The organism is Bacillus infantis (assembly GCF_020171945.1).
GTDB classification, from domain to species: domain Bacteria; phylum Bacillota; class Bacilli; order Bacillales; family Cytobacillaceae; genus Bacillus_AB; species Bacillus_AB infantis_A.
Genome location: NZ_JAIVAP010000001.1, coordinates 708401 through 734689 on the forward strand (window position 1 = coordinate 708401; position 26289 = coordinate 734689).

Consider the following 26289-nt stretch of genomic DNA (forward strand, 5'->3'; position numbering starts at 1 on the left):
CTCTACATCAAATAGATATATTCACCATTTTATTTCTTTTAACCGGCAATCCATCCCTCTTTTTTTGGCTTAAAGCAATACCTTATACGGCAAATTACCGGCCTCTATGCAGGTTTATCCGGTTCTGTCCCTTGTTCCTGATATTCTGACTGCCCCTTCAGGAACGCAAAGTAAGGATGAAGGAGCCCGGCTGCAGATGCAGCGCAGATCAATGTCCCCATAAGGAAGAATATGGGCCGAACACCCCACAGGCTTCCAAGCGTGCTTCCGGAAAGCACTCCGAAAGGCATCGCCCCCCTGATGATGAACAGCCTGGCCGAGAAAACTTTTCCTCTTAATTGGTCCGGTACTGTCTGCTGATAGATGACAGTACTTTGTATATTGAAAAATGCCATGAAAATCCCGGCAGCAGCTTCAATCACAACAGCAGCTGCAAAACTGGCGTTCAGCGCCAGCAGGATATAAGTCAATCCTCCTGCCATCAGCGCGCCCATCATAGCAGTGCGGCGATTGCTTATTCGCACCTTCCCGATAAGAAGCGTGCCGGCAAGATAGCCCACCGGAAATCCCGCCATAAAGATCCCGTAGCTGCTGTAGCTCTCTGAAAGTTCATCAGTTATGTATGGAAGATTCAGGACCATCGCAGCTCCTACCCCCAACTGGACGAAAGCAAGGAAAATCCCAAGCCACAGCAGCAGAGGATTTCTAATATAATAGAAGATACCCTCCTTGAATTCTGCAAGCCATGTTTTTCTAATGGTCCTTTCTTCTTCTGGTTCTGCAATAAATAAAAGAAAGCTGCCGCTTATCAGCAGGAAAATTGTTACAAGCAGCAGACTCACCTCTGTTCCTGCTCTCCCAATAACAAATCCTCCCGTCATCGGTATAATCATGGACAAAAGCCGGACTGTACCGTCGAGTACAGCGTTTGCAGACTGCAGACGGTCTCCTTTTATCAGCGAAGGAAGCAGGGCCTGGCTTGCCGGGATATAAAATGGAGAGACAAGCCCGACAGCAATCTGGGCAGCATAAATATGCCAAACTTCAAGCTGGCCGGTACTTATCATCACAAAAGGAAGAAGGAAAAAAAGACTCCTAGTCCATTGGGAGACAACCATGATCCACTTGCGGCTCCATTTGTCGATAAATGGCCCTGAAAGTAGCTGCAGGATGAGGGAGGGCAGATAATACAGCAGCCACATGCTGCCAAGCGCCAGCTTTGATCCTGTCAGTTCATATACCATGATTGAATTGCAGAAGGTGCCGAGTGCTCCCCCCGCTTCTGAAGCAGCTGCACCAGCCCATAAATAGCGGAACGGCTTCAGTTTCCAGATCATTCACTTCCACCCTTCAAATACCTTTCGAGGTCTCTTCCCAAAGATAGGACCGCTTCTTTTTTCAGCCTGTATTTATGATTGTGCACTTCTGCAAGCTTGGCTGCCCTTAGGATCTTAAGATGATGGTGTACAGTCGATTTCCCGATATTGAGCTCCTCAGTAATATCCTGCAGCGGGAGGTCCTCCTTGAAAAGGAGCTTGACAATGCGCAGCCTGAATTCATCTCCCAATGCCTTTTGCTTTTGAACAAGGAAATAATCCGGACTGTCCGGCACATCAGCCGGCAGGCTGCTGTTTGAAACTGGATAATAAAATACCTTTGTGCCTTCCAGATCCGCTTCAATAGTCCAGGGACGGTACACATATTGCGGAATGAGCCTGACAGTATAGACACCAGGCTCAGGAAGGTAGGTAATCCCCCCTGTTGCAATTTCAGTGATGTCTTCAGGGGTAGTTCTGGCTGAGAGCATTTTTTTGTCATGAACATCTTTTTCCAATATAGCTGAAAGGTCGTCTTTGTCAGGTTCTATAGCTTCCATATACCAGCCTTCCATACTGGAAATAAGATGTTTCTTTAATTTTCCTGGCGACTCCTTAAAGATATAGGAGATATAGGCCGGGAAAAATTTATGCCCTTCCACATAACGTATTAATTCTTCAAGGGATTCAGCATGCCCTGCGGCTGCACGCTTCCTCGCTTCTTCTTTCTCCTGCCCCACGTAAGGAAGGCAGATCTGCTTCAGCTCTTTTCCATCCATTTCCTCTACAGCTGCAACAAAATCATGCAGAGTGCGGGCTTCAAGATGATGCAGCAGCTGAAGCAGCGACTTCCATGTATTATTCTTTTCAATATGATCCAGCTGATCCTTAAGACGGGCAGAAGCCCCTGACCTGATTCCTGAAAGCTTTGCTGAATGCTCAAGCGTGTCAATCAGTGCCCCGTTGGTCACAGCAGCTATACCAAGGGCGCACTCCCATAAAAGAGAATAACTGAAATCCACCTTGTAGCTCTCCCTCTTTCTTCCGGATAAATTAATATGTTCCATAGAGCTCCTCCTTATTTTCCTGATATGATGTATGATCTTCATTTTAAATTATCTGAATATTAAGTTCAATGTTTTTAGAATCTTCTATTTCAAAAATTTTGAACCCATAAAAAACAAGGCACCAGCTTATGCCGATACCTGGGAATATTCATTATATAAAAAATGCCATTAGCAGTATTTTACTTATATACATTGCCGGATCCATCTACATAGATGGACTGTACAATGCTCCTTTCAAACGCTTTACCCCGGCCGGTTTTTCCAGTAACTTGGATGGTGAGATTGTAAATGCCATGTTCTTTAAAATCTGAAGCATCAGGAAGCCCCGCTTTCATCCCATGACTGGAGGAGGACTTGGCCCCCTTTCCTTTAAAATGAACCCACTCTGTCTGATACTTCACGCCCGGCTGCAGGCTTTTCCAGCTCTTCAGATTTTTGCCTATCCCTGGAATAGCTTTATCCCTTTCTAGACTGACTGTATACAGAAAGCCGATGCGGCCCTCTTTACTGCTTACAGTCCAGCTCCCTGGCACAGGATTCTTTACAGTGAATTCAGTGACATATGCCCCAGAGAAAAATCCTGAAGCGTCTTTATAAATTCTGTCGGGTATATAGCTGTTCCCCTGTTCATCCTGCAAAACCATGTCCTGAACACTTTTGCTGCTTAACACAGACACTGAGGCAGCCTTTACTTCATCTTCGATAAGAAAGGAATCTTTAAACACCTCATCTGCCATTCCACCGTGAATGATCAAGCTGGCAGCGTGGGGAAAATCTGTATCGGTTAATAAGGGTGAATGATCTGATTGGAAAGAAGGCGCAGATAAAAAGGGGTTAAGCACTGGAAATATGACAGATCCTTGCCTTATGCTTGAATGGTTCCAGGAACGCTCAGCTATAACAGGGGCTCCTAAGAGCCTCGAACTGCTTAGGGGCACAACTCCATCATTTCTGCCATACTGGCTCAAGTACAAACCGCCCCAATATGCTGCCGATCCAAAGCTGCCCCATCCGGTCCCACCGACTGTGTAGAAAGGAATCCGCCGGGCATTGGGATGAGAGTCTGTCAAACTGCGGTAATAGCTCATATAACCTGTCTGGAGTGAGGCTGTAGCTTCATTTCGGCTGCCGAGAAGTTCGGCAAGCCAGCCTGCAGCACTGCTGTTGGCAAGATCTGCGAGCTGTGTGCCGCTGTGGGGAGCAGATAAGGTGATCACTTTGGAGACAAAAGGATGTGCTTCATTATGGACAAGAGCTGTCTGAATATCCACACCGCCCTTGCTATAAGCGACAACTGCCAGTTTTTTCTGCCCGAAATGGTGGTAGATTTCCTCGAGCATACCGGCCAGCATCGTTCCGTTTTCCCACATATCCTTATCCGGATAAAGGTCGGCATAAGCGGTCTGATAGCCGTATGCCCTCGCTATTTCCGGCATATCATTATCCTCTCGCCAGATATTTGCAGAATTGCTGTAGCCATGGATAAACACAAGCGGCGGAAGAGAAGGATTCACCTTATTTGGATTTTCTCCCGGATACCATCGCCCCGGATTCCCGCCGCTTCCTCCGCCCCCTCCGGCAGACGATGCGAGTGGAGCAGCAAAGAAAAAGATCAGCACCATTACTGGCAGCGCTTTCATAGATATCCCCTCCTTTTTCAAATTTTTCAGCTTCAGTGTACGTTTTTGAAGCATACAAAAAAAGAGGAGAAAGTTGGATTCTCCTCACTCAAACTGCAAATATTCTAATATATTGCCGAACGGATCCCTGAAACTTATATATCTGCCCGGCGGACAATCTGCCGGTTCTTCAATCACTAAATCTGCACCTTTTGATTTCAGGCGCAAGACTTCATTTTCCAAGTTTTCCGTCTGAAGCACCAGAACCGGCCCTGTTGCTTCCTTTCTCTCGATATAATCAGCACCTGCAGTTTCTTCCAGAATAATCGGCAGTTCCCCGTGCGCAAGCGACACTATTTTCGAGCCATATTGTTTGTTTACTTCAAAATCAAGCACTTCTGTGTAAAACCGGAGCGCTTTGGTTAAATCTGGTACATAAATCCCTATTGCACATAATTGAGCCATTATAGCTTCCCCCTTTATTATTGGCAGCAAAGTTACCCTTGCCGGATTCAATATTCTGTTTCAGGCTGGAAAGGATTTGATCCCAGGCGGCCGTATGCCATTGTTTTGCCTGATTCCACTCCCCGCTCTCTCCCCAGCCGTCATGTATGAGCGAGATCCTCACACCTTCCGGATATCCTCCAAATTAACGGTTACATTAGTAAGATCATCCTTATTCAGATAATATCTGTTTTAATATGCACAGCGCTCTCCCCCTTTTTCATGATTATACAGCCTTACTTTTCCATAAAATTCTTCTAGTTTGCTTTGTTGGTTATTTTTTCAAACAATAAGAGAGGAAGATTGATTAATATAGGCGGATCATGGGGAAGCGGCCCTCTCAGCTGAAGGGCGGCTTTGCTTACCGTATTTTTTGTGATTTCTACCGTCCCTTCTATTTTCCCCCTAAGGAATGTATCAGGCTGAAAATACCTGAGGGGATTCATGCTCCACTCCAGACCTGCTGCCAGCAGATAATAAGTTCCTTCCGGGACGTCTGTAAAAATGCACTGAGGGCTGTTATGGCTGAAAGCAGTCCCTTTGACAGGCCTCTGATCAGGAATCGGCTTAGGGAACAGTCCGGCAAAGATAATTCCCCTGAAGCCTTGGGGAACCTGGATATGGCAGCTTACTTTTGACCCGCTTCCCAGCCTTTCCGGTTCCCTTCCCTCCGGGAGAAAAGTTTTCGTCTCGTCCATCATCTTCTGCAGCATTTCCATACTGGCTTCGTATCGTTTGGGGCTGATTCCCACATAATTTTTAAAGCGTGTTTGAAACGTACCTGGGCTTAGATATCCTGAAGCCATCATAGCCTTAGTCAGTGAAGATTTCCTGGCCAGCTCTTCCCTCCCCATCTCGATCCTTAAAGCACTAAGAAAATGCCTCGGAGAGATTCCTGTCGCCCTTTTAAAGATCCTGGTAAAATGGAAAAGGCTGTAGCCTGTTAAATCAGCAAGCTCTTTAGTGGTTATCTCTTCCTCAAGATGCTGCTTCATATAAGCAATCGCCTTATCTGCAGCTTTTATCTGTTCCGGGTTCATAGTTTCACCTTTCTCTTTTTTGCTCTAGTTACTATTGGCTCTCCGTCCCGCAAAACCCTTTTTAATAAAGAAAAAAGTACAGAATTTTCATTCTCTCAGTATGTGTGCGCGCTCCAGCCTCAGATTTCAAAAAAAAGATTCTGCCATTTTCCCGGCAGAATCCCATTTTTTATCTATTCAACTGTACCAGCCTGTTTTGCTATCTCGATCTGCTTGACTTTATTGTCTTCTATTTCCTTTACTGTAAAGCGCAGATGGTGGTAGTCATAAGTTTCTCCTTCTTCAGGAAAATAGCCTAATTCCTTCAGCAGGAAACCGGACAAAACATCCTCATCTTCCGGAATCTTTGTCTTAAAAGCTTCATTAAGCCGATGGAGGGAAAGCTTTCCGCTGCAGACGATATGAGAGTCGGTAAGTTCTTCTATCAGTACTTCTTCATCATCTGTTTCATCATTGATTTCCTGTCCGATCATTGCCTCAATGATATCTTCATGCGTAATGATTCCGCGTGTACCCCCGTATTCATCGAGGACGATGGCAATATGCTTACGCTCCTTCATCATAAGCTTAAAGACCCTTTCTATTGAATGGAATTCGTAGATGAATAAAGGGTCATTATCTGTATATTCATCCAGTGCTTTTGAAAGATCGAGGGACCAGGACAGGAGCTGCTTGCTGTGAAATACCCCGACAATATTGTCCATATTTTCTTTGTATACGGGATAGCGTGTGTAATGGCTGTGCAATACAATATCTCTCGCCTCTTCGTAAGTAGAATCAGCAGGAATGCCGATGATCTCAGTACGCGGCGTTTTCAGGGCGTCACGCACATCAAGTTCAAAGAAATCAATGACTCCTTTGATCCTGGTTGTTTCTTCATTATTAAATGTCCCTTCCGTTGTAGCAATATCCACCATTGTAATCAGCTCTTCCTTCGAAAAGCTGACTTCCGCTTCGCTGTCCTTCGAAAGCAGACGGATGACCCCCCTTGTGAATCTTGACAGCAAAAATGTCAATGGCTTCAGGATCATCATCAGGAAACGAATTACCGGGAACACGATAAATGCAATTTTGTCTGCAAAAGTTGCAGCGATGGACTTAGGGAGCACTTCTGCAAAAATAATCAGGACGACTGTCAATATACCGGTCGCAATCCCTACATTAATTCCATAATTGATCGCCACGATGGTGACCAATGTAGGAAGCATGATATTGGCGATATTATTGCCTATCAGGATGGCGGTGATCAGTTCATCCGGCTTTGCTACAGTATCAAGAAGCTTTTGAGCTTTACGATCATCATTTTCAGCTCTTGTCTTCAGCTTCATTTTATTGACAGCAGTCAGCGCCGTTTCACTCCCCGACAAGAAAAAGGACATAAACAAAAAGAAAATTATAGCGATAAACACAGTTTTCCTCCAAGAGTTTTTTCTTCCATCATACCCAATATAAGAAGAATATACAAAGCATAAACCCTGTTTAAGATACTTACCCCATTCCGCCGTATAAAAATTCCTTTTCTGTGCATGCTATGAATGCTGTCATCCTTTATGCATAAGGAGTGTTTGAAATGTCTGTCTTTGTCTACCAAACCTTTGAACTTAAGCAGGACAAGTTTGAAGAAGCTATTGAAAATATTAAAGCGATCCAGCAGCACAGAAATGAAATGTACGACCACAAAGTCGATATCCTGACTCCTGTCACAGGGCCGGATCATACATATGCATTCCTCTGCACCTATGAAGGCCTGGCAGAAATGGAGCTTCAGAATAAAAGGCTTTTTGACGATGAAGACTATGTTAAGCTGATAGGCGACTTTTTCATTCAAAACATTGTACAGGGAAGCATTAGAACACAGATATTCCGTTCATTGGCAAATAAAGCATAAAGGAGCTTTGCTCATACTAAGGTGCAGGACACAGATCATAATCCTGCACCCGAGCAAATTTGACATATGCTGCCTCGCCATTGCTGCGGAGTACATATAAGAAATGGCCCGGTGATCCCGCGGGCCATTTCTTATAGTTTAAATCGGCTGACAAGCTGATTGAGCTGTTTTGCCAGCTCTGCGAGACCGTTGGCATTTTGTTCAACATCGGTCATCACTGAGTTGGATTGGATAATTGTTGCAGCTGTCTCTTCTACTCCTGCGGCTGCTTCTTCGGACACCGATGCTATCGTTTCAACCGACTGGCTGATGGCAGATGTATTCGTATTCGCCTCCTCAAGGGTGCTGCTCATTTTGGAAATCGTCTCCCCTAAAGAAAGTATAGATTTTTTCAGGCAGCTGAAAGTCTCTTCAGTATCCTTCAGGCTCCCGGTGCCCCGCTGAACCTGTAAGTAGCTGTTCTTCAAAGATTCGGCAATCTGCTTTGATTCTCTCTGAATGCTGGCTATGATATCTGTGATATGAACCAGTGAAGAGGTTACCTGCTGGGCAAGGGCCTTTACTTCCTTGGCAACGACGGCAAACCCTTTTCCGCTGTCTCCCGCTCTCGCCGCCTCAATCGCAGCGTTCAGAGCCAGCAGATTCGTCTGGTCTGCGATACCCTGAATCACTTCAACAAGGGAAGCAATCTCCCCTGACTGCTTTTCAAGCTCACCAACTTTAGAAACAGAGCCCTCGACGGTGTTATGAATCTGCGCCATATCCTTTCCCGCCTGCTCCATTCTCTCCATGCCAATGGAAGCCTCCTTTAATACATTCCCCGCCGTATCCGACATAGATATTCCAAAATTATGTGCAGCCTTGATGCTCTGTGAAAATCTGGCCATTGTTTCAGAAAGATCTGATGCTGCCAGCGCTTGCTGATCAGTGCCGGAAGCAAGTTCCTCCATTGTTGCTGATATTTGCCTGCCCCCTGCAGCAACCTCGTTAGCAGACTTTGTCAGGATACTGCTTTGAGTCTGGACCGAACCCGCAGCTTCCTGAATGGAGCCTACCATCTGGAGGAGATTTTCTTTCATATCATCCATGGCACTCGCCAGGATTCCGATTTCATCTTTTCCCTTCCAAACGAGCGGTTGTCCAGAAAGATTCCCTGATGATACCCGCCTGGCGCTATCAACCACTTCCCTGAGATTTTTCTTCACTGTCCTGTTAATGAGAATAATGAATGCAAAGCCTGAAGCAGAAGAGACAAGGATGGAGGCAATCAAAATGAAGATGCTGGCCTGAAGCCTTTCCTCAGTACTGGCGATTGACTGGTCCTTGCCCGCCTCCACACTTTCTCTTAATTCATTTAATCGTGCGATGACGGTATCTCTCTTGGTGCGGATATCATTCAGAACCGTCAAAACCCGGGCATTGCTTTCGACATTCGGTATAAGCTGTTCTTTAAACTGTTCATTAAGCCTCTCATCACTTTCGATGAACTTGGCATAAAGCTCCTGCTCCTCCTTCGTTTTCATGCTTCCTTTTAGTGCATCATGCAGCTGGAGGAATTCGCCCGATTGCTTATCATAGTTTTCAACGATTCTTTGCGAGCGCACCTGCACATAATCCAGCACCATAATTGTCTTTGAGCGGTAAATGGAACCCATCTCCGTAAGCTGGACAGCGCGCGTGCTGCTCTCATCAATGGAAGCTACATCCCTTTTAATCAAAGAAAACTGATTGAAAACGACTGCTGCTGATAAAATGAACAAACAAATAGTTGCAGAGAAGACAGCTATGTATTTCTTTCCCAGATTCCAATTTCTTAATATAGTAATCATTTCATTCCCCCAGAATCATGCTTTTTTACTATTATCGGCAGAAAATATACAAGATTCAATATAATATACAGAAAATATTCATTTTTCTAATATATTTCCAGGTATATTGTACTACCCTGCATTGGACAGGGGGATTAGAGGTGGTTTACCAAAGGTTAAGGGGGTAAACAAGCGCAGTGCTACTTGTAAATCTATTCTCATTATAAGACAGGCCTGAAAATTACTTCTTCCCTTTAGGCGATTGGCCTATTGGGTCTAAGAGCAGAAGCTTGCCAACAGCCTAAGTTTCATAAATACTTTCTTATCCTAATAAAAGGAGAGGGCATATTTGCCCTCTCCTTAATGAAGAATTTTCTATTAACGGACCCTTACTACACGCCCGTTGAATTTCTGTGCCCAATAGCCGCTTGACATATTGGCAATCGCTACGCCAGTCGAACTTTGTGAACCGATGAATTTACCGCCGCCGATATAGATTCCGACATGTCCATCCGTTTTATAAGTATTGAAGAATACTAGGTCCCCTGGCTGCATTTCGCTTGTGGAAACGCGGGTGCCTGAGTTTTTAAGAGAATCAGTGCTTGATCCGACACTGATGCCAGCCTGTGCAAAAGCCCAGTGTACAAATCCGGAGCAGTCGAAACGGCCGTTGGCCACGTCAGATGCAGTTCTTCCTCCACCAAATACATAGACGGAGTTTCCGATATATTTATAACCTGCAGTGATGGCAGTATTAATATTTCCGTTTGCCTTCGGAGCTGGTGAGAATGACTGAGTACTGCTGCTCCCGCCATTATTGCTGCTTACGCTGTTGCTGCTGCTTCCGCTGTTGCTGCCTCCGCTGTTTGAAGATTCTGTTGCATTAGAGCTGTAGCTCCTTTGAACTGCTTTGGCAGCTTCGGCAGCCTGGCGCTTTCTTTCCTGCTCAATCGCATTGTCAATTGAAGTCAGTTCAGATGCAAGTGAGGCATCTTTTTGAAGCAAGTCCGCTTTCAGGGCAGAAGCCTGCTTTTCCTTTTGCTGGACCTCAGCCTTGAGTGTATCAATCTGTGCCTTCTGTTCAAGTATCTGAGCCTGCATGCCTTCAAGCTCTGTCTTCATTTCATTAAGGCCTGACAGTTTTTTCTCAACAGAAGCCTGCTTTTCTTCGAGCTCCTTCTTATCCGCTTCATGCTCTTCCATCAAACCTCTGTCAGCCTCGACGATCTTAGCTACCGCTCCTACGCGGTCAATGAAATCACTGAAGCTAGTGGAGCCCATCAGCACTTCAATATATCCGACTGAAGCACCGCTCTCCTGGAAAGACTTGGCCCTTTCCTTCAGCACTTCGTTCCTCTTCTCAATGCGTTCCTGAATGACAGCGACTTCTTTCTTCAGTTCTTCAATCTCTGCATTTGTAGCAGCAATTTCTTCTTTTGTGGCCGATATCTTGCTGTTATTATCCTTGATAGCCTGATTGACGCGTGCAATCTGGGCATTTAATTTTTCCAGTTCATTCTGGGCTTTTGCAATCTCCTGAGCTGCCTTGGATATATTAGCCTGGATTCCAGAACGCTGTTCCTGGATTTGAGCTTTTTTGCTGTGTAATGTATCCGCATTTACTGCCGGTATGGAAAATGCACTTCCCAGGCCAAGCATAATTGTCGTATTTAGCACTACTAATTTCTTTTTCATCGCTCTCTTCCCCCTGCTTCCCTTTGCCAAGCTATAAGATTCTCTCTCTATCTAAATTGCAAAAGCCAACGGCAAACTATTATGTATTTGAATTTTCAATTTCAGTTATTCTGTGACAAATTTCTATTAAATAAACCAATTTAAACCTTTTTTTCACAATTAGAAGTATAACATCCAAATCTTTCAAACAGGTAATAATTATATTACAGTTATATTTCAATCGTGACATTAAACCACTTTTATACTAGTTTTCACGGTCCAAATCCCTTTATTTTACAGAAAAACAGCGAAAATCTATCTAAACGAGCAATTTAGACATTTTTTTCTCCATACATTCATCCAGGTAAATTAGCATATAGTAAGCAGGAAGTTTTATTTTGTATAATATTGGTTATAAAAACTTATTATACCATTTTGCGACATCCACTCTAAGGCTGGTGAAAATATGGCGAATAAAAAAAGAAGAAAAAAACGCAGGCTGGCGGCCGGAAAACAAAAAGACTCGATTTTCATGGAAATTCTATCTGAAGGCTTCAGCCAATTATTAAACCCGTTTTTATGGTTAGGAAGGCTGATTTCACGTTTGTGGGATTGAACGAAGATATAAAGCGGATGAAATGTTTTCCGGGTCAAAATATATAAATTCAATATCGGTAATTTGACGTGCAGTATGTAATCAGTCAGGAGAATCAGGCACATGTTAACCCTCTCTCTAGTACCTCATATGTCCCATTTGAAGCACTCTGATCAATAAATTCTCTCTCTTGAGTACCTCATGTACTCCGCTTCAAGCACTCTGACCTGGGGTTTCCGGCTGTCTCTTCTCCTCCGAAGCATTCTCCAATTGATAAAACTTTCAAATCAAATTTCCCTAAAAAAAAAGACCTTTCCAGGTCTTTCTCATTGGTTATATCATTAACTTTTATCTTCCATCTTCTTGCAGCAAAAGGACCTAATGAGCAAGCCAGCCTGCACTCCCCAAACCCCTCTCATGTTGCAGCAGCCTCATGTTCAAAATTTTTCTGCAGCAACTCTCCAGGATCCGCCTTTTCAACAGCTATGGTCCAATCTTGCCCTGCCCCTATCGAAAATATTTCAGCAAAAGAACCTTGGTTAACAGCCAGCCCAAGATTGCCAAGTGAGTTTATATAGGCAACAGGTTCTCCCCCGGGGACATCAGCAAAAGATTTCCCAAAAGTGACCTGCCCTCTAAAAGCAAGTGATTGGCCGGCCCTTATTTCCACTGTCAGTTTGTCTTCATATGCCACACTCATCTCTTTTAACAGAGACCTGCCAATATTCGTCCACAAATTACCGAAGCGGACATCCATGATTTCAATGCCCCCTGCAGCTTTGCCTTTATTGAGCGAAGAGCATGCAGCATGCAGAACACAAATGCCTGCGGGGTCGGCAGCTTCCCCCAGTTCTTCAAAGCTGACTGCCCCGCTGGCCAGCCTTGCACCTGTATACGCATAAATATCCCTGCCGTGGAATGTATGAGATTCCAAAGATCCTGGAAGCCGGTTCATCGTCTCGTCAATGACCCTTGCTTCAGTAATCCCTGCATTCATGCTGACATGTGTCAATGTACCGTTATCCGGTGTAATGACCACCTGTCCGGACACTGTTTTGACAGCAAGGCTCCTCCTCTCAGAACCTACACCAGGATCGACGACAGAAACAAAGACTGTTCCCTCAGGCCAATACGGGAGAGTCTGATAAAGCCTGCAGGATGCCTCCCACACAGAGAAAGCAGGGATGTTATGCGTCAAATTGAAAATTGGAATGGCAGGGCTGACGGAAAAAGCAACACCGTGCATCGCACTGACTGCCCCGTCTGCCAACCCGAAATCTGATTGAAATACTAATGCCCTCCCCATCTCTTTCACCCTTTCAATATTTGTGTATAAAAAGAGTTATGCCGGGAAAGACTCAAAGATTCTTATTTTTTCTTTTGCTCACTCACTTATTTTAAAGCCTGCGGGAGGATTATAAAGATATGTCAGCGTTCTGCCTGTTGCCTTTTCGATCCGGTATTTATAGCTCTCAGCCCTGGCCATCCTGTTTTTGAAAAGCTTTTCCGAAATGTCCAGCGTCACTGTCCTCCCGTTAATAAGCATGACAGCACATTCATTGGCTCCATTTGCTGCCGCATCTTCAATCCCATGAAGGGAAAACCATATGCAGTCTTCATGAAAGGGAGCTTTGTGAGGAAACCAAAACATGTCCTGCAGGCCGCAGAGCCGTACCGGCGGCATGCTGACTTTGCCTAATACTTTCTTAGTCCCCTTCATAGCGCCCTTTAAATTGCTTCCCAGCTGCTGAAGAGAATCATTCATCACCTCATGCGGGGGCCCTTTAACCAAAACTGACCCATCTCCCATGCCCACAATTTCAGCATGCCACTCCCCAAAAGGATTTCTAAACGGCATGATACAGAGCGTCTCTCTCTTTATAAGGTATTTCTCTATATATAGCTGATCCAAACTGTCCCCTCCCCTGGTCTTACCCATATTTAAAGAAGCTTGTACAATTTTCTTAGCAAGAATAATTTTCTTCATTTATCTCAGCGGTGAATTCACATAAGAAACACCTCCAGATCGGAATAGGTTTATGGAATATATGTGTAAACAGTGTGTGTATGTGATAGGTTCGAAGAAGAAGAAATGAAAAATACGGAGTTTTTCAGAAGAAAATGGCTTCCAGTCCTGCTGCCAGAAGCCTGTGATACTTAGGTTCAGGATAATTATACAATTAATAGAATATTTTGTAAATTAGTTTTCTCTTACTGTTTTTGTATAAGCTTCTTCCCCGCCGGCATGATTTGATGGAGAACCAATATTTAGGAGAACAACGCCAAGAATAATTAGAATGATTCCTGCAGCGCTCAGCATACTGAGCTTTTCTTTCCAGATCAATATGCCTATTACGGCAGTTGCAGCAGTGCCGATTCCGGACCAGATAGCATATGCGATGCTCAATGGGATTGTTTTTAAGGAAAGAGATAAAGCAAAAAACGCCACTCCAAAACCCAGGAGCACCCCAAGGGCTGGCCATAATTTCGTAAACCCAACAGATGCCTTCAGCATAGAAGTTCCGAATAATTCTGCCGCAATGGCAATGAACAGAAATATATAGGCCTTCAATTACATCACCTTCTATGTTATATTTTTTCAAGAAAAAAGCTCTCCTCGCGGGAGAGCCTTTCATTAGCAATTATATAATTTTCCATATTTATCTTCAAGGTATTGAATAAGATACTCAGCATTGAGCTCTTCCCCCGTCACCTTTTGAATCAAAATATCCGGAGTAAAGGTTTTTCCATACTGATGAATATTTTCTTTCAGCCATTGCATGATGGTGCTGAAATCGCCTTCCGCTATCTTTTCCCCGAAATTCGGGATTTGTTTTTTAATTGCTGCCAGGATTTGCGCTGCATACAGATTGCCCAAAGAATACGAAGGGAAATAGCCAAATCCGCCGAATGACCAGTGTACATCCTGAAGCACCCCTGCTGTATCTGTCTCAGGTGTGATCCCCAGGTAATCCTCCATCTTTTTATTCCATGCTTCCGGAAGCTCCTTCGCCGAAAGCGTCCCTTCGAACAAGCTTTTTTCAATCTCATAGCGGAGCATGATATGAAGATTATAGGTCAGTTCATCGGCTTCCACCCTGATTAAAGAAGGATTGACTGCATTTATCGCCTGGTAAAACTGATCTTCCGTTACATTGGCCAGCTGTTCCGGGAAGGTTTTCTGGAATTCAGGATAAAAGCGGCTCCAGAACTGCCTGCTTCTGCCAACCATATTTTCAAGAAATCTTGATTGTGACTCATGGATGCCGAAAGATGCCCCTTCCCTGAGACAAGTGCCCTCAAGAGCAGGATCGATCTGCTGTTCATAAATTCCGTGACCGGCTTCATGGATAGTGCCGAACAGGGCTGTCAATACATTGTATTCAGCATATCTGGTCGTAATCCTGACATCTCTTGTATTGATTGGCTGTGCAAAAGGATGGACTGTTTCATCCAGCCGGCCTGCATCCAGATCAAAGCCGATTTCAGGAAGGATCCTTCTGTTGAAATCCTTCTGTTTCCCAACCGGAAAAGACTGTTTGACGATCTCAACAGGCAGATTTGCACCTGAATTCTGTATTTTTTTCAGCAGCTTCACACTGCTTTTGCGCAGGGATGAAAAAAGAGGATCAAGCTTTTTAACTGTCAGCCCTGGTTCGAAATCTTCCAGCAGTGCGTCATAAGGATGGTCATATTCGCCATAAAGCTTTATGAATTGTTTTTTGTAATCTATAATCTTTTCCAGGTAAGGAAGGTAATGCAGAAAATTATTCTTTTCCCGGGCTTCTTCCCAGGCATTGTTGGCATCTGCAGTCAGAATGCTATATTCTTTGTACATGTCAGCAGGGATGCTCTTGGATTTATCATAAAACGTTTTTCTTTCCCTGATTCTTGCCTGCTTTCTTTCATCCAGCCGGGCAGCTTTTTCTTTATCGTCCAGAATGGCGAGCACCTCTCCGAGTTCCCCGCTCACCTGAAGCTTGAAAATTTCAGTTTCAAGCGTCCCGATTGACTTGGAGAAAAATCCTCTCCCTTTTTTCGGGGCCATCACCTTCTGATCCCAGCCCAAAAGGCTGGAGATGCTTGTCAGATGCGTTATTTTCTCGTCTATTTCTTCAAATCTCTTTAAGGCAGCTTCATAGGAAAGTACAGCAGCAGTTTGCATTAAAATCCCCCCTGATATATGTTTTTATCAATATAGAATATTCGGTCTATTTTATTATAAAAAGAACGGCTCTCTTTTTCAATAAACTTTGCTGGTGTTCTGTATAGATTTTGGGAGAATGCTTCTGAAACAGAGTTACACACAGCAGATAAAAAAAATCTGCCACTGAAGCCTTCTTAAAGAAAATTTCCATTCCCTTTCTGAAGCCAGACAGATTTCGTCCTGGTTGGCTAATAAAAGCATTTCTTTTCTTATTATTTTTCAAAGGTGTTAGAATAGTATTATTCGAAATTTCTGTCATCTAAAAGAAAGAAGGTAGCTTATTTGTCCACAAAAACAATGATACTTACACAAAATCTTCGTGAAGACCTGTTAAAGAATGTAAAAGACATTATGCCAGGCTGGAATATCATTGCAGGGAAAGATCCCGAAACCTGGAAAAGCCATTTGATGGATGCTGAGATCATAGCTGGATGGAAAAAGGATGCTGTCCCAGCGGCGGAAAGCAAAAATCTCCGCTGGATTCAAGCCTGGAGTGCCGGCGTCAATAATCTCCCGCTGGAAGAGCTGGAAAAAAACAGTGTCTTTCTGACAAGCGCAAATGGAGTCCATGCTTATCCGATTTCTGAAAGTATATTTGGCCTGATCCTCGCACTCACCCGAAAAATACATACTTATGTAAAAAACCAGGGAGAGAAAAAGTGGCATCACAGTCATATGAACCAGGAAATCCACAAAAAGACCATCGGGATTATCGGAGCGGGTGCAATTGGCCGCGAAACTGCCAAAATTGCTAAAGCATTTGGCATGAAAGTAATCGGAGTGAGGCACTCCGGAAAAGAGGAGCAGTATTTTGACGAAATGCACACTGCCGAAAAGCTGGATGATATTCTGCCTCACTGTGATTATGTTGTCATCACACTCCCTTTAACAGATGAAACACACTCTATGTTTTCCGCTTCGCAGTTTAAAAGGATGAAGAGCACAGCATTTCTTATCAATATTGGCAGAGGGGAAATTCTGGTCGAACAGGACCTGATCAGTGCCCTTAAAGAGGGAGAGATTGCCGGAGCGGGTCTTGATGTTTTTGAAAAAGAACCTCTCCCAGAGAGCAGCCCTCTCTGGGAAATGGAGAATGTAATCATCACTCCCCATACCTCCGGATCAACGGAATACTACGACGAAAGGGTCGTAAATGATATTCTTGTGCCCAATCTGAAAGAGTATTTAAAAGGAAAGAAGCCTTCCCGCAATCTTGTTGATTACAGGAAAGGCTACTGATAAATTCCAAGGTCCTTCTGATCCGGGGTGATGAACGTATTCTATAAACCGGAAGATATGCATAGTTTGTATAGGGGAAAATATAAAGGGGGAATGAAAATGAGCGTGATCCATGATCAGTTCGATGCCATTTCTATCCGGAATGTCCATCGGCAGCTGAAAGAAATACAAATGATCGCTACCACAAACAGATGCATAGACTGGGAGCTTGCTTCAGCGCTGGACCAGGTCACAAGGGCGGCAGGAATGCTCTGCAATGTAATAGAAGAACATCTGGATGGGACCCGGAGTGATGTTGACGCCCTCTATTATATAGAGGAAAAACTGTCGGCCGCCCTTTCCATGGCAAAGAAAATCGATAACCGCAGAGAGCCTGTATAAGAACAGGGTGCTGTCAAAGCAGGCACCTAAAAAAGCCAAGGAGGAGAAACATATATTTCTCTCCCTTGGCTTTTTTGTGGTTCATTTACATAACAGCCCAGCTGTATATAATCGTTCATTTAATTTTTCGGACTGAAAAGAGAGCAAACAAATTCTGCTGCCTTGGAATATTTATTGGCTGGGTTCCGCTATTATGCTTCCAGCTTCTTAAGCCGGAACATGTTCCAGGACATTTTTGGCAATACAGCAGTCAGAGTGCCCTCTTCTATAAACGAGTCATTGCTCTTCTGTGGCTTTACCTGCTCTTGATCGATTGTATTTACCGCTTTTGGATTTTCATTTTTGAGTACGATCTGTTCGGCTAATATATACCCTTCAAAAGACCGGATATCCACATCGACCAGCAATTGAGTATCCAGGCTGCGATTTACTGCAAAGATGACGAGTTCTTCATTGTCTTCATTATAGACCACTGACTGGTCTAAGTACGGCACATCAGTAAAGTCTTTACTGTCATACTTTGGTGAATCAACAATTGAATGAAGTGCTGTACCGCGTCCGTAAACAGAAGTATAGTAGTATGGATAGAAAATGGATTGCTTCCAAATGCCGCCTCCTGTTTCTGTCATAATAGGTGCGATGACATTTACCAGTTGGGCCATACAAGCGATCTTCACCCGATCTGAATGCTTTAGCAATGTATTCAGCATGCTCCCTACAAGCAAAGCATCCTCGAAAGTATAAATGTCCTCCAATAATGGAGGCGACACAGACCATGGCTCAATGGCCTTGTCCTGATCATTGGAATGAAACCAAACATTCCATTCGTCAAAACTGAGGTTCATTGTTTTTTTACTGCGTTTCTTTGCCTTCATATAATCACATGCTGCAGTGACAGTTTTAATGAAATTATCCATATCTAATGTATTTGCCAAATAGTTTGCCGTGTCATTTTCTCTATTTCCGTAATATTGATGAAGAGATATATAATCAGCAGCTTCATATGTATGTTCGAGTGTTTCTGCTTCCCATTCAGGAAATGTCGGCATGCCTGAGCCGGAGCTTCCGCAGCTGACCAATTCAATCGAAGGATCGACCAATTTCATTGCCTTGGCAGTTTCAGCAGCAAGCCTTCCGTATTCATATGCCGTTTTCATGCCAATTTGCCAGGATCCATCCATTTCATTTCCTAAACACCAGACCTTTATATTATGAGGGTCATTATAGCCATGTTCTTTTCTTAAATTACTCCAATAAGTACCGCCGGGATGATTGCAGTATTCCACCAAATTTCGTGCAGCATCAATGCCCCTGGTACCTAAATTAACAGCCATCATGACTTCTGCATTGACCTTCTTGGCCCAGGCTGCAAATTCGTTTGTTCCAACTTCGTTCGTCTCAAGTGAATTCCAGGCTAAATCCAGGCGTTTTGGCCTCAATTCTTTTGGTCCGATACCATCTTCCCAGTTGTATGCTGAAACCATATTCCCCCCAGGATACCGGATGATCGGCACTCTCAGCTCTTTTACCAGTTCTATGACATCTTGACGGAAACCATCTTCATCAGCACTGGCATGCGAAAGTTCGTATATTCCCCCATATACCGCCCGCCCGAGCTGCTCTATAAAAGACCCATATATCCTCTGGTCGATATCTGATATTTTAAATGACTTGTCTATTAGCATTTTTGCTTTATGTGCTTGCAAAGCCATAATACTCACCTTTCTATCTATAAAATATTTATCCCAACTTTTATATGTACCCACAAATGGAATTAACTTATCTATATAGTTTAGTGGTTATACAAAGTATTGGCTGTTCAGCCCTTGAATACCTTTATTTCTTTTGAAATTTGGCATCCTTTTTAAAAAAGGCAGAAATGATCGGGTTTTCACTTTAGAAAATCCTTAAAAACCAAAAATACCAGCTCCTAAAAGGAACTGGTTTCTGATTGCTTATGTAAGCCACTTTTGCCGTAATAAATATAAGAAAGTTTTAAACCACCACTCCTCAAAGTGGGTGTTTGCAGAAACCTTCCTGCATGTCCTCCTTGTCACATGTGACAGAGGCTTGTCATTCCAGCTTCGATATAAAACTCCCTATTACAGCTTAAAGGTTAAAACTTTATTATGGTTACGGGCAAAGCAGCTTGTATTTATATATTACCTCATTTGCGTCCCCAGCTCAACTGTTTTGTCTGGAAACGGAGGAGCCTTCTGGCTGGAAAGTGCTTTTCATGCTAGGCAGCTTTTTTCGAGAAATAGTCGTTATGGGCTGCTATCACAATCAGGAGCATAATCGCAAATGCACCTGCTGCCGGAACGCCTCCTCCTAATATATAGATGGAAACAGGCATTGCCGCCATCGCGATAAGCCCAGGAACTGTAAATCGGCGGGTGATGCCCCATCCTGCAAGCAGCACCATAAAGGCAGTCAGCAGGCTTGCGGGGGCTATAAAAAGAGCCGATGCCAGATATACGACAACCCCCTTGCCGCCCCTGAATCCAAGAGGAGCCGGCCAAATATGGCCGCACAGCACAGCAAAGGCGCAGATCAGCAGTGCAGCCTGGCCCAGAAAAACATCAGCTGCGGCCAAAGCAAGCACTGTCTTTCCGGCATCGATCAAAACCGTATAAAAAAACCCTCTTTTCCCCAGTTCACGGCCAGCATTCCTTGCACCTGCGTTCCCGCTGCCCATCTGCCTGATATCTTTTCCCTGCCACTTTCTGGCCAGCAGATAAGCCCCGTTGATGCATCCCGCTAAATAGCAGAGAATGATAGCTGCTGCTGTATACATAAACCTTCCCCCCGAATAATTCTGCGGCTGCCGGCTAAAATATAGTGAAGCAGCCCAGTCCTGACTTGGAAGAAAGGTGATAGGCCCAATGTTTCCTGTTATACATACCAACTTTTGGGATGCCGTTTTTGCCGTGCCTGCGGTTCTTATTGTAACACAGCTGCTGAAGCTGTATTTCAATATCCCTGGAAAAATAGTGCCGACCGTTGCTTTATTATGCGGATTGGCCATTTCTGTCTTAATTAGCCATAAGCATGATTTTGTGGCCGGCCTTTTTATGGGATGGTTTTATGGGTATGCAGCGATAGGTTCATACAGCAGCCTGAAAGCTTCCATAAAAGCTTACCGGAACAGCAGCTCCTAATGTTTAATCCTTCCGGAATATTTCTTGAGGAAGTCCCAAGAAGCTGTATAGGCTTTAACATTATTCTCCCTTTTCACAAAGAAATGTCCTTCATCCTCAAAACGTATATACTCTACAGGATGTTTGCGGTTCTTCAGATCTTCCACAATCTGCTCTGTTTCCTCGATCGGCACCCTTGGATCGTTGGCGCCATGGAGAACGAGAAGCGGACATTGGATCTTTTTTGTTTTATGCAGCGGATCAATTTCATCGAAGAATGCCCCGTCTTTCTCTATGCTCCCATATTCTGCTTCCCTCATCTTCCGCCTCCATGGGCTGGTGTTCTGCAGGAAAGTCCGGAAGCTTGAAATTCCGACAATGTCAATAGCAGAAGACCAGATGTCAGGGTAGTGAGTGATGGCTGCCAGGACCATGAAGCCCCCATAGCTTCTTCCCATAATGCTGATCTGATCTTCGTCTGCACCTCCCTCTGTTTTCAGCCATTCGACAAGATGGACTAAATCACGGACAGAGTCCATCCGCTTCCTGACATCATCCAGATGGGTAAAGGTTTTACCATAGCCTGTGCTTCCCCTGACATTCGGCGTACATACAGCAAATCCTTTATCCAGGAAAAATTGCAGGAATGGATTAAAGGCAGCCCTTATCTGGCTTTCCGGGCCGCCATGGACAAACACAACCACCGGGAGCTTTCCATCGGCCTTTTTGGGCTTATAGTAGAACGCAGGAATCTCAAGCCCATCAAAGGAAGCGAAAGAAATCAGCTCAGGGGCGCACAGCTTTTCCTCTACCACAGGATCATGCGAAATGAATGTAGCCCTTTTAGCTTTATGAGACCTGAAATCAAGCTCCCAAATATCAGAAGGATGCTGGGGCCCATTCAGGATAAAGGCAAGCCTGCTGTTATCAGGAGAGAAGGTAAAGTCAGTAATGACACCTGCAGGGGATTCCCACTCTCTCACTTCATTCGATTCTGGATAGAATACTGCGCCTTTCGAAACTCCTCCTTCATTTATGGAAAAGGCCATCTTCTTTTTATCAGGGCTAAGCTTCAGCTCTTCCAAGTCCCAATCCTTCTCGACCAGCCATTGTGTTGCCAGGGTTTCAAGATCAAGCCTGGCAAGATTCATGAATTCCCGGTCCCTGTTGGAGAGCAGGTAAAGCACTTTCCCATCGGAGCTGAACGCCGGGCTGGCAAAAGCCGCTTCTCCGACATGCTTTGTGAGCCACTGCACCGTTCCCCCTGAAAGATCCAGCAGTCCAAGGTCATTATCAAGATTTGTGTTTACCTGCTCTATCAGCAGGGAGCTTCCTTCTGGATGCCATAGAAGCGGAGAAAAATTCCCATCTCCCTGGAACACCATTTTAACTTCAAAACTTTCCAGACTCTGAATATAAATATCAAAATAGGTGCTGTGACGGCGGTTGCTGGCCCAGGAAATCCACTTTCCATCCGGGGATACTCCGCCATACTTATGGATATGTTCAGGCGAGTCGGTCAGCCGTATGACCTCCCCTGTTTCTGTGAGAAGGAATAGCTGCTGCTTTTCATTCACACCCTCATCCATGCCAAAAATTCTTTTGCCTGTTCCCGGGATAAAAGAAACAAACATAATCCGTTCAGCGGTTTCCAGAACCTGAACAGGATTGCCGCCTTCAGAGTTTATTTCCCAGATCTGCGGAAGCCCGGAAGCATCTGAGATAAAATTCAGCTTCTTTCCACGAGGTCCGTAAACAGGATTTTTCACGTTTCTGATGTTCATAAAATCTTCAATCGTCAATTGTGCCATTATAAGCTCCCTTCTGAATCATTTTGACGGTGGAAGCCCAGGAGCGGACTTGAAATGCCTTTGACTCCCGCCAAACCAAGGATGCAGAGGAATATGGCCTGCGGACCATAATACGCATCCTGAGGATCAAAATACTCTTCAAGTGTATGTATGCCGCCGAAGCTTCCGCCGCCGCCAAGTGTAACAGCCGGAATGCCAAGGGCAATCGGCACATTGGAGTCAGTGCTGCTGGCTTTCTCAAACGAAGCTGTGAAGCCAAGCTGCCTTGAAGCTTCCGCAGCGGTTTGAACGATGGCAGATTCCATATCCTGGCTGCCAGCCGGGCGGTCCCCTACCTGCTTGATTTCAACTGTAATTCCGGAATCAGCTCCTGCAGCTTCCTTGATGATGGAGAGCGCTTCATCTTCTACCCTTGCAAGCTCCTCTGCGGAAACAGAACGAAGATCAATGATCAATCTTGCTTCCGCTGCAATCGTATTGACCGAGGTCCCTCCGGATACTATCCCTACATTAAAAGTTGTTTTCGGATCTTCCGGCACCTTAAGATCGGCTATGCCGGCAATGGCCTTTCCTGCAGCGTGAATGGCGCTCGGCGTCCCGAAATCCCCAAAGCTGTGGCCGCCTGGGCCCTTATAGATAATCTCATATCTTTTACTGCCCGCAGCCAGATAAGTAATGCGCTCGGGACTTCCCGGTTCTATGGAAATGAAACCGTCTATCCCATGATCTTGTCCAAACAGCGCCTTAACGCCATTTAAATCCCCAAGTCCTTCTTCTCCGACCGTTGCTCCAAACAGAATGTCCGCTTCTGTTTCGATGCCCGTTTCGTTAAATGCACGGATAAGAGTCAGCACGGCAGCCAGCCCCCTTCCGTCATCAGCGATTCCGGGAGCATAAATTTTTCCGTCTTTTTCTTTTGGGACTGTGTCAGTACCTGCTGGAAAAACAGTATCAAGATGGGCGCAAACCGCAATCCTCGGTCCATTCCCCGTTCCCTTTCTCAGGCCGAATATATTGCCTGCATCATCTTTCGAAACATCTTCAATACCCAGCTCTTCCAGCCTTCGTCTATAATACTCCCCCCGTTCCCCCTCATCGAAGGTAGGTGCAGGGATGCTCGTCAGCTCCTTTTGATCAGCTGATGTCCGGTCATTGTCATTTTTTAAAAAGGATAGTCCCTTTTGGACAGCTGAAATGCCCATTATTTTTTCCAATGCTTCCGCCACGCTATTTTTCAGTTCAAGATTTTCCGCCAATTTTCTTCCCCCTTTGCAAAGTCTATTATTATTATATTCCAAAAATTAAATTTATTGTTGCTGGAAGGCTTCAGAAGATTTCCTCCTTAATAAAAAGGAAAAAGCCCCAGATGCATGGAGCTTTTTCCTCTTGTTCTGATTATCTGCTTAAAAACAAATAGCATTTTGCCATTCCGTCCTAATCGCCTTGATGCCCGTGCTCTGGTTCCGCAGGGGGGTCAGCGATAAATGAATCGTAAATATAATAGCCGCAAACCACCAAAAGCAGATATACTGCGGCTGATATGGCCCACTTTTTCATCAGAAGCCCTCCTTATAATTTAACCCGCTGCAGCCTAAGCGCATTCAGGACAACCGAGACCGAACTGAAAGCCATTGCTGCCCCTGCCAGCCATGGTGCCAGCAGACCGAGTGCTGCAAAAGGGATGCCGAGCGTATTATATCCAAAAGCCCAGAAGAGGTTCTGCCGGATATTCGAGATTGTTTTCCTGCTCATATAAATGGCATCGGAAATGCTTCTTAAGTCACCGCGGATCAGGGTGATATCTGCTGCTTCCATCGCCACATCAGTGCCTGTTCCGATTGCCATTCCGATGTCAGCAACAGCCAGTGCCGGTGCATCATTGATTCCGTCCCCCACCATGGCGACAATTTTCCCTTGTTTCTGGAGCTTTTTCACTTCTTCTGCCTTTCCTTCTGGGAGGACTTCAGATATTACCGCATCAACTCCTGCTTCCCTTCCGATTGCCTCGGCTGTAGCCTTGTTGTCACCTGTCATCATGATTACTTCAAGATCCATCTCCTTAAGGCGTGCTATAGCCTCGGCAGATGTATCTTTGATCGTGTCTGCAACAGCGATGATGCCGGCAAACTGCCCGTCAATGGCTGCCAGCATGGCAGTTTTGCCCTGGCTTTCAAGCTTTTCAAGATCCCTGGCAGCGGAGCTGAAATCAACAGAATCCCCGCCGAGCAGCCTTCTGGTTCCTATCAGGAGCTTCTTTCCATCCACAACAGCTTTAATGCCATATCCGGGGATTGCCTCAAATTCTTCCGCTTCTTTCATATCTATATTGCGGGCTTTAATCCCTGCCGTTATTGCCTCGGCAAGAGGATGCTCTGACTGCTTTTCAGCGGCGCCTGCCAGTGCCAGGAACAAGGTTTCATCCATTTCAGTCAGCACGTCAGTCAATACCGGCTTGCCGTTGGTGATTGTGCCTGTTTTATCGAGGACAACTGTTGTGATGCGGTGTGTCCGCTCAAGATGCTCCCCGCCCTTAAAAAGGATTCCGTATTCCGCAGCCCGCCCGGAGCCAGCCATGATGGACGTCGGAGTTGCCAGGCCCAGTGCACATGGACATGCTATCACAAGGACAGCGATCAATTTTTCAAGAGCCTCAGCAAAATTGCCTGGATCTGCCCACAGGTACCAGATGAGGAATACAACGGCAGCGATCCCCACAACAATCGGTACAAATATCCCGGAAATCTTGTCAGCAAGGCGCTGGATTGGCGCCTTTGATCCTTGTGCATCCTCAACAACCTTGATGATCTGTGCAAGGGCTGTATCTTTCCCCACTTTTGCTGCTTGCACTTTTATGAAACCATTTTTGTTGATGGTTGCCCCAATGACTGAATCGCCGGGCTCCTTATCTGCAGGTACGCTTTCACCTGTTATCATGCTTTCATCCACGGCGGTTCTTCCCTCAAGGATCATTCCGTCAGCAGGAATTTTCTCTCCCGGCTTAACGGCAAGGATATCACCGGGCATGACACTTTCCAGAGGGATTTCTGTTTCCTCGCCATCCCTGATGACGCGAGCCGTTTTAGCCTGCAGATTCATCAGCTTTTTAATGGCCTCAGAAGACCGTCCTTTTGCTTTGGCTTCAAACAGTTTCCCCAGAATAATCAGCGTTATCAGGACTGCACTGGTCTCAAAATAAAGATTTACTGAGTGGCCCCCTGAACCTATCGATTTTATTGATAAATATAAGCTGTAGAAAAAGGCAGCAGAAGTGCCGAGGGCAACCAGTACATCCATATTGGCGCTGCCGTTTCTAAGAGCTTTGTAGGCGCCTGTATAAAACTGGCGGCCGATGATAAACTGGACCGGCGCAGCAAGGGCCAGCTGCACCCAGGGATTCATGAACATCTCCGGCACATACAGGAAGCTGGTAAAGCTGAAATGCCCGGCCATTGCCCATAATAATGGCAGAGAAAGAATAAGAGCAAAAATGAATTTTCCTTTCTGTCTCTCAATTTCCCTTTCACGGTGGTCCTGCTCCTCCCCTGTTCCTTCCTCTGACTTCAGGGCAGCACCGTAGCCAAGCTTTTCAACTCTTTTAATAAGGTCGGCTGGCGACACTGCAGCAGGATTATAGATAACATCAGCCCTTTCCAGCGCCAGGTTGACGTTTGCATCGCTGATTCCTTCCATTTTCTTAAGCCCTTTTTCAATACGTGAAGAGCAGGCTGCACAGGTCATCCCGGTAATGGCAAGCTCTGCTTTTTCGGTCACAACCTTGTAGCCCAGATTCTCAACCTTTTGAAAAATATCTTCCTGCTTTACTTTTTCAGGATCAAATTGAACAGCCGCTTTTTCTAGAGCCAGATTGACTGAAGCATTTTCCACGCCTTCAACCTTTTTTAGTCCTTTTTCTATTCTTACGGCACAGGCTGAACAGGTCATCCCGCTTATTTCAAACTGAGTTTCTTTTGCTTGCTCGCTCATCGCTTACATCTCCTTA

The 26289-nt window shown here is 45.0% G+C and carries 22 protein-coding genes, 1 other RNA gene and 1 pseudogene; 4 read left to right on the top strand and 20 right to left on the bottom strand.

Annotated features, from left to right (window positions below; translation table 11 throughout):
* Positions 1–104: 104 nt before the first annotated feature.
* The 6 genes from LCM00_RS03785 to LCM00_RS03810 form a co-directional block, all read right to left on the bottom strand.
* Positions 105–1337 carry an MFS transporter gene (locus LCM00_RS03785; protein ID WP_224897986.1) on the bottom strand — a complete coding sequence of 411 codons (1233 nt, stop codon included), beginning with the start codon at positions 1335–1337 and terminating at the stop codon, positions 105–107.
* Complete coding sequence (locus LCM00_RS03790) at positions 1334–2383, bottom strand: ArsR/SmtB family transcription factor (protein ID WP_224897988.1); 1050 nt, start codon at positions 2381–2383, stop codon at positions 1334–1336. The genes LCM00_RS03785 and LCM00_RS03790 overlap by 4 nt, the downstream gene beginning before the upstream one ends.
* A gap of 179 nt (positions 2384–2562) precedes the next feature.
* Positions 2563–4023 carry an esterase/lipase family protein gene (locus tag LCM00_RS03795; RefSeq protein ID WP_224897990.1) on the bottom strand — a complete coding sequence of 487 codons (1461 nt, stop codon included), beginning with the start codon at positions 4021–4023 and terminating at the stop codon, positions 2563–2565.
* 84 nt (positions 4024–4107) lie between these two features.
* Positions 4108–4467 (bottom strand): VOC family protein, encoded by a 360-nt coding sequence (locus tag LCM00_RS03800; protein WP_224897992.1) that lies wholly within the window; start codon positions 4465–4467, stop codon positions 4108–4110.
* 296 nt (positions 4468–4763) lie between these two features.
* Positions 4764–5546: a helix-turn-helix domain-containing protein gene (locus tag LCM00_RS03805; RefSeq protein WP_224897994.1), complete on the bottom strand. Its 783-nt coding sequence runs from the start codon at positions 5544–5546 to the stop codon at positions 4764–4766.
* A 173-nt stretch (positions 5547–5719) separates the two neighbouring features.
* Positions 5720–6955 carry a hemolysin family protein gene (locus LCM00_RS03810; RefSeq protein ID WP_224897996.1) on the bottom strand — a complete coding sequence of 412 codons (1236 nt, stop codon included), beginning with the start codon at positions 6953–6955 and terminating at the stop codon, positions 5720–5722.
* A 161-nt stretch (positions 6956–7116) separates the two neighbouring features.
* Between LCM00_RS03810 and LCM00_RS03815 the strand changes: the two genes are divergently transcribed.
* Positions 7117–7434 carry a hypothetical protein gene (locus tag LCM00_RS03815; protein WP_224897998.1) on the top strand — a complete coding sequence of 106 codons (318 nt, stop codon included), beginning with the start codon at positions 7117–7119 and terminating at the stop codon, positions 7432–7434.
* Positions 7435–7565: 131 nt separating this feature from the next.
* Here the strand turns inward: LCM00_RS03815 and LCM00_RS24855 are convergent, their stop codons facing one another.
* The 7 genes and pseudogenes from LCM00_RS24855 to LCM00_RS03845 all read right to left on the bottom strand — a co-directional run bounded on the left by LCM00_RS24855 (position 7566) and on the right by LCM00_RS03845 (position 15676).
* Positions 7566–8522 (bottom strand): methyl-accepting chemotaxis protein, encoded by a 957-nt coding sequence (locus LCM00_RS24855; RefSeq protein WP_404802138.1) that lies wholly within the window; start codon positions 8520–8522, stop codon positions 7566–7568.
* Positions 8508–9263, bottom strand: a pseudogene (locus LCM00_RS24860) (HAMP domain-containing protein); the annotation flags it as partial. The gene LCM00_RS24855 and the pseudogene LCM00_RS24860, both read right to left, overlap by 15 nt.
* 357 nt (positions 9264–9620) lie before the next feature.
* The gene (locus tag LCM00_RS03825; RefSeq protein ID WP_224898001.1) at positions 9621–10937 is read right to left on the bottom strand and encodes a coiled-coil domain-containing protein; all 1317 of its coding nucleotides are present in this window, start codon (positions 10935–10937) and stop codon (positions 9621–9623) included.
* Between the two features lie 989 nt (positions 10938–11926).
* Positions 11927–12817, bottom strand: coding sequence for an SAM hydrolase/SAM-dependent halogenase family protein (locus tag LCM00_RS03830; protein ID WP_224898003.1), 891 nt, complete (start codon positions 12815–12817; stop codon positions 11927–11929).
* A gap of 78 nt (positions 12818–12895) precedes the next feature.
* Positions 12896–13423 (bottom strand): competence protein ComK, encoded by a 528-nt coding sequence (locus LCM00_RS03835; protein ID WP_224898005.1) that lies wholly within the window; start codon positions 13421–13423, stop codon positions 12896–12898.
* Positions 13424–13711: 288 nt separating this feature from the next.
* Positions 13712–14083, bottom strand: a complete 372-nt coding sequence (locus tag LCM00_RS03840) for a DMT family transporter (RefSeq protein ID WP_224898007.1) — start codon at positions 14081–14083, stop codon at positions 13712–13714.
* A 63-nt stretch (positions 14084–14146) separates the two neighbouring features.
* Complete coding sequence (locus tag LCM00_RS03845) at positions 14147–15676, bottom strand: carboxypeptidase M32 (RefSeq protein ID WP_224898009.1); 1530 nt, start codon at positions 15674–15676, stop codon at positions 14147–14149.
* A gap of 324 nt (positions 15677–16000) precedes the next feature.
* Here LCM00_RS03845 and LCM00_RS03850 point away from each other — a divergent pair, with 324 nt between their 5' ends.
* Both LCM00_RS03850 and LCM00_RS03855 read left to right on the top strand, forming a co-directional pair.
* Complete coding sequence (locus LCM00_RS03850; protein WP_224898011.1) at positions 16001–16957, top strand: D-2-hydroxyacid dehydrogenase; 957 nt, start codon at positions 16001–16003, stop codon at positions 16955–16957.
* Positions 16958–17056: 99 nt separating this feature from the next.
* Positions 17057–17338, top strand: coding sequence for a hypothetical protein (locus tag LCM00_RS03855; RefSeq protein WP_148973190.1), 282 nt, complete (start codon positions 17057–17059; stop codon positions 17336–17338).
* A gap of 191 nt (positions 17339–17529) precedes the next feature.
* Here LCM00_RS03855 and arfA read toward each other — a convergent pair whose 3' ends face one another.
* From arfA to LCM00_RS03870, 3 genes are all read right to left on the bottom strand, one after another.
* Positions 17530–19050, bottom strand: coding sequence for an arabinosylfuranosidase ArfA (arfA, locus tag LCM00_RS03860; protein WP_224898013.1), 1521 nt, complete (start codon positions 19048–19050; stop codon positions 17530–17532).
* A gap of 245 nt (positions 19051–19295) precedes the next feature.
* Positions 19296–19492: non-coding RNA, 6S RNA (ssrS, locus tag LCM00_RS03865), on the bottom strand.
* An 85-nt stretch (positions 19493–19577) separates the two neighbouring features.
* Positions 19578–20135: a glycerol-3-phosphate acyltransferase gene (locus LCM00_RS03870; protein WP_224898015.1), complete on the bottom strand. Its 558-nt coding sequence runs from the start codon at positions 20133–20135 to the stop codon at positions 19578–19580.
* An 88-nt stretch (positions 20136–20223) separates the two neighbouring features.
* On the opposite strand from LCM00_RS03870, the gene LCM00_RS03875 reads away from it, so the two are divergent.
* A complete protein-coding gene (locus tag LCM00_RS03875; RefSeq protein WP_224898016.1) occupies positions 20224–20499 on the top strand; it encodes a hypothetical protein in 276 nt (91 codons plus the stop codon).
* Here the strand turns inward: LCM00_RS03875 and LCM00_RS03880 are convergent.
* The 4 genes from LCM00_RS03880 to LCM00_RS03890 all read right to left on the bottom strand — a co-directional run bounded on the left by LCM00_RS03880 (position 20496) and on the right by LCM00_RS03890 (position 26273).
* Positions 20496–22289 carry a S9 family peptidase gene (locus tag LCM00_RS03880; protein WP_224898018.1) on the bottom strand — a complete coding sequence of 598 codons (1794 nt, stop codon included), beginning with the start codon at positions 22287–22289 and terminating at the stop codon, positions 20496–20498. The two genes, LCM00_RS03875 and LCM00_RS03880, sit on opposite strands and share 4 nt — an antisense overlap.
* Positions 22289–23545 (bottom strand): M20/M25/M40 family metallo-hydrolase, encoded by a 1257-nt coding sequence (locus LCM00_RS03885; RefSeq protein WP_224898020.1) that lies wholly within the window; start codon positions 23543–23545, stop codon positions 22289–22291. The genes LCM00_RS03880 and LCM00_RS03885 overlap by 1 nt, the downstream gene beginning before the upstream one ends.
* A gap of 178 nt (positions 23546–23723) precedes the next feature.
* Entirely contained in the window at positions 23724–23846 is a 123-nt protein-coding gene (locus tag LCM00_RS24610) for a hypothetical protein (RefSeq protein ID WP_263623242.1), read from the bottom strand.
* 12 nt (positions 23847–23858) lie between these two features.
* The gene (locus LCM00_RS03890) at positions 23859–26273 is read right to left on the bottom strand and encodes a heavy metal translocating P-type ATPase (protein ID WP_224898022.1); all 2415 of its coding nucleotides are present in this window, start codon (positions 26271–26273) and stop codon (positions 23859–23861) included.
* Between the last annotated feature and the right edge of the window lie 16 nt (positions 26274–26289).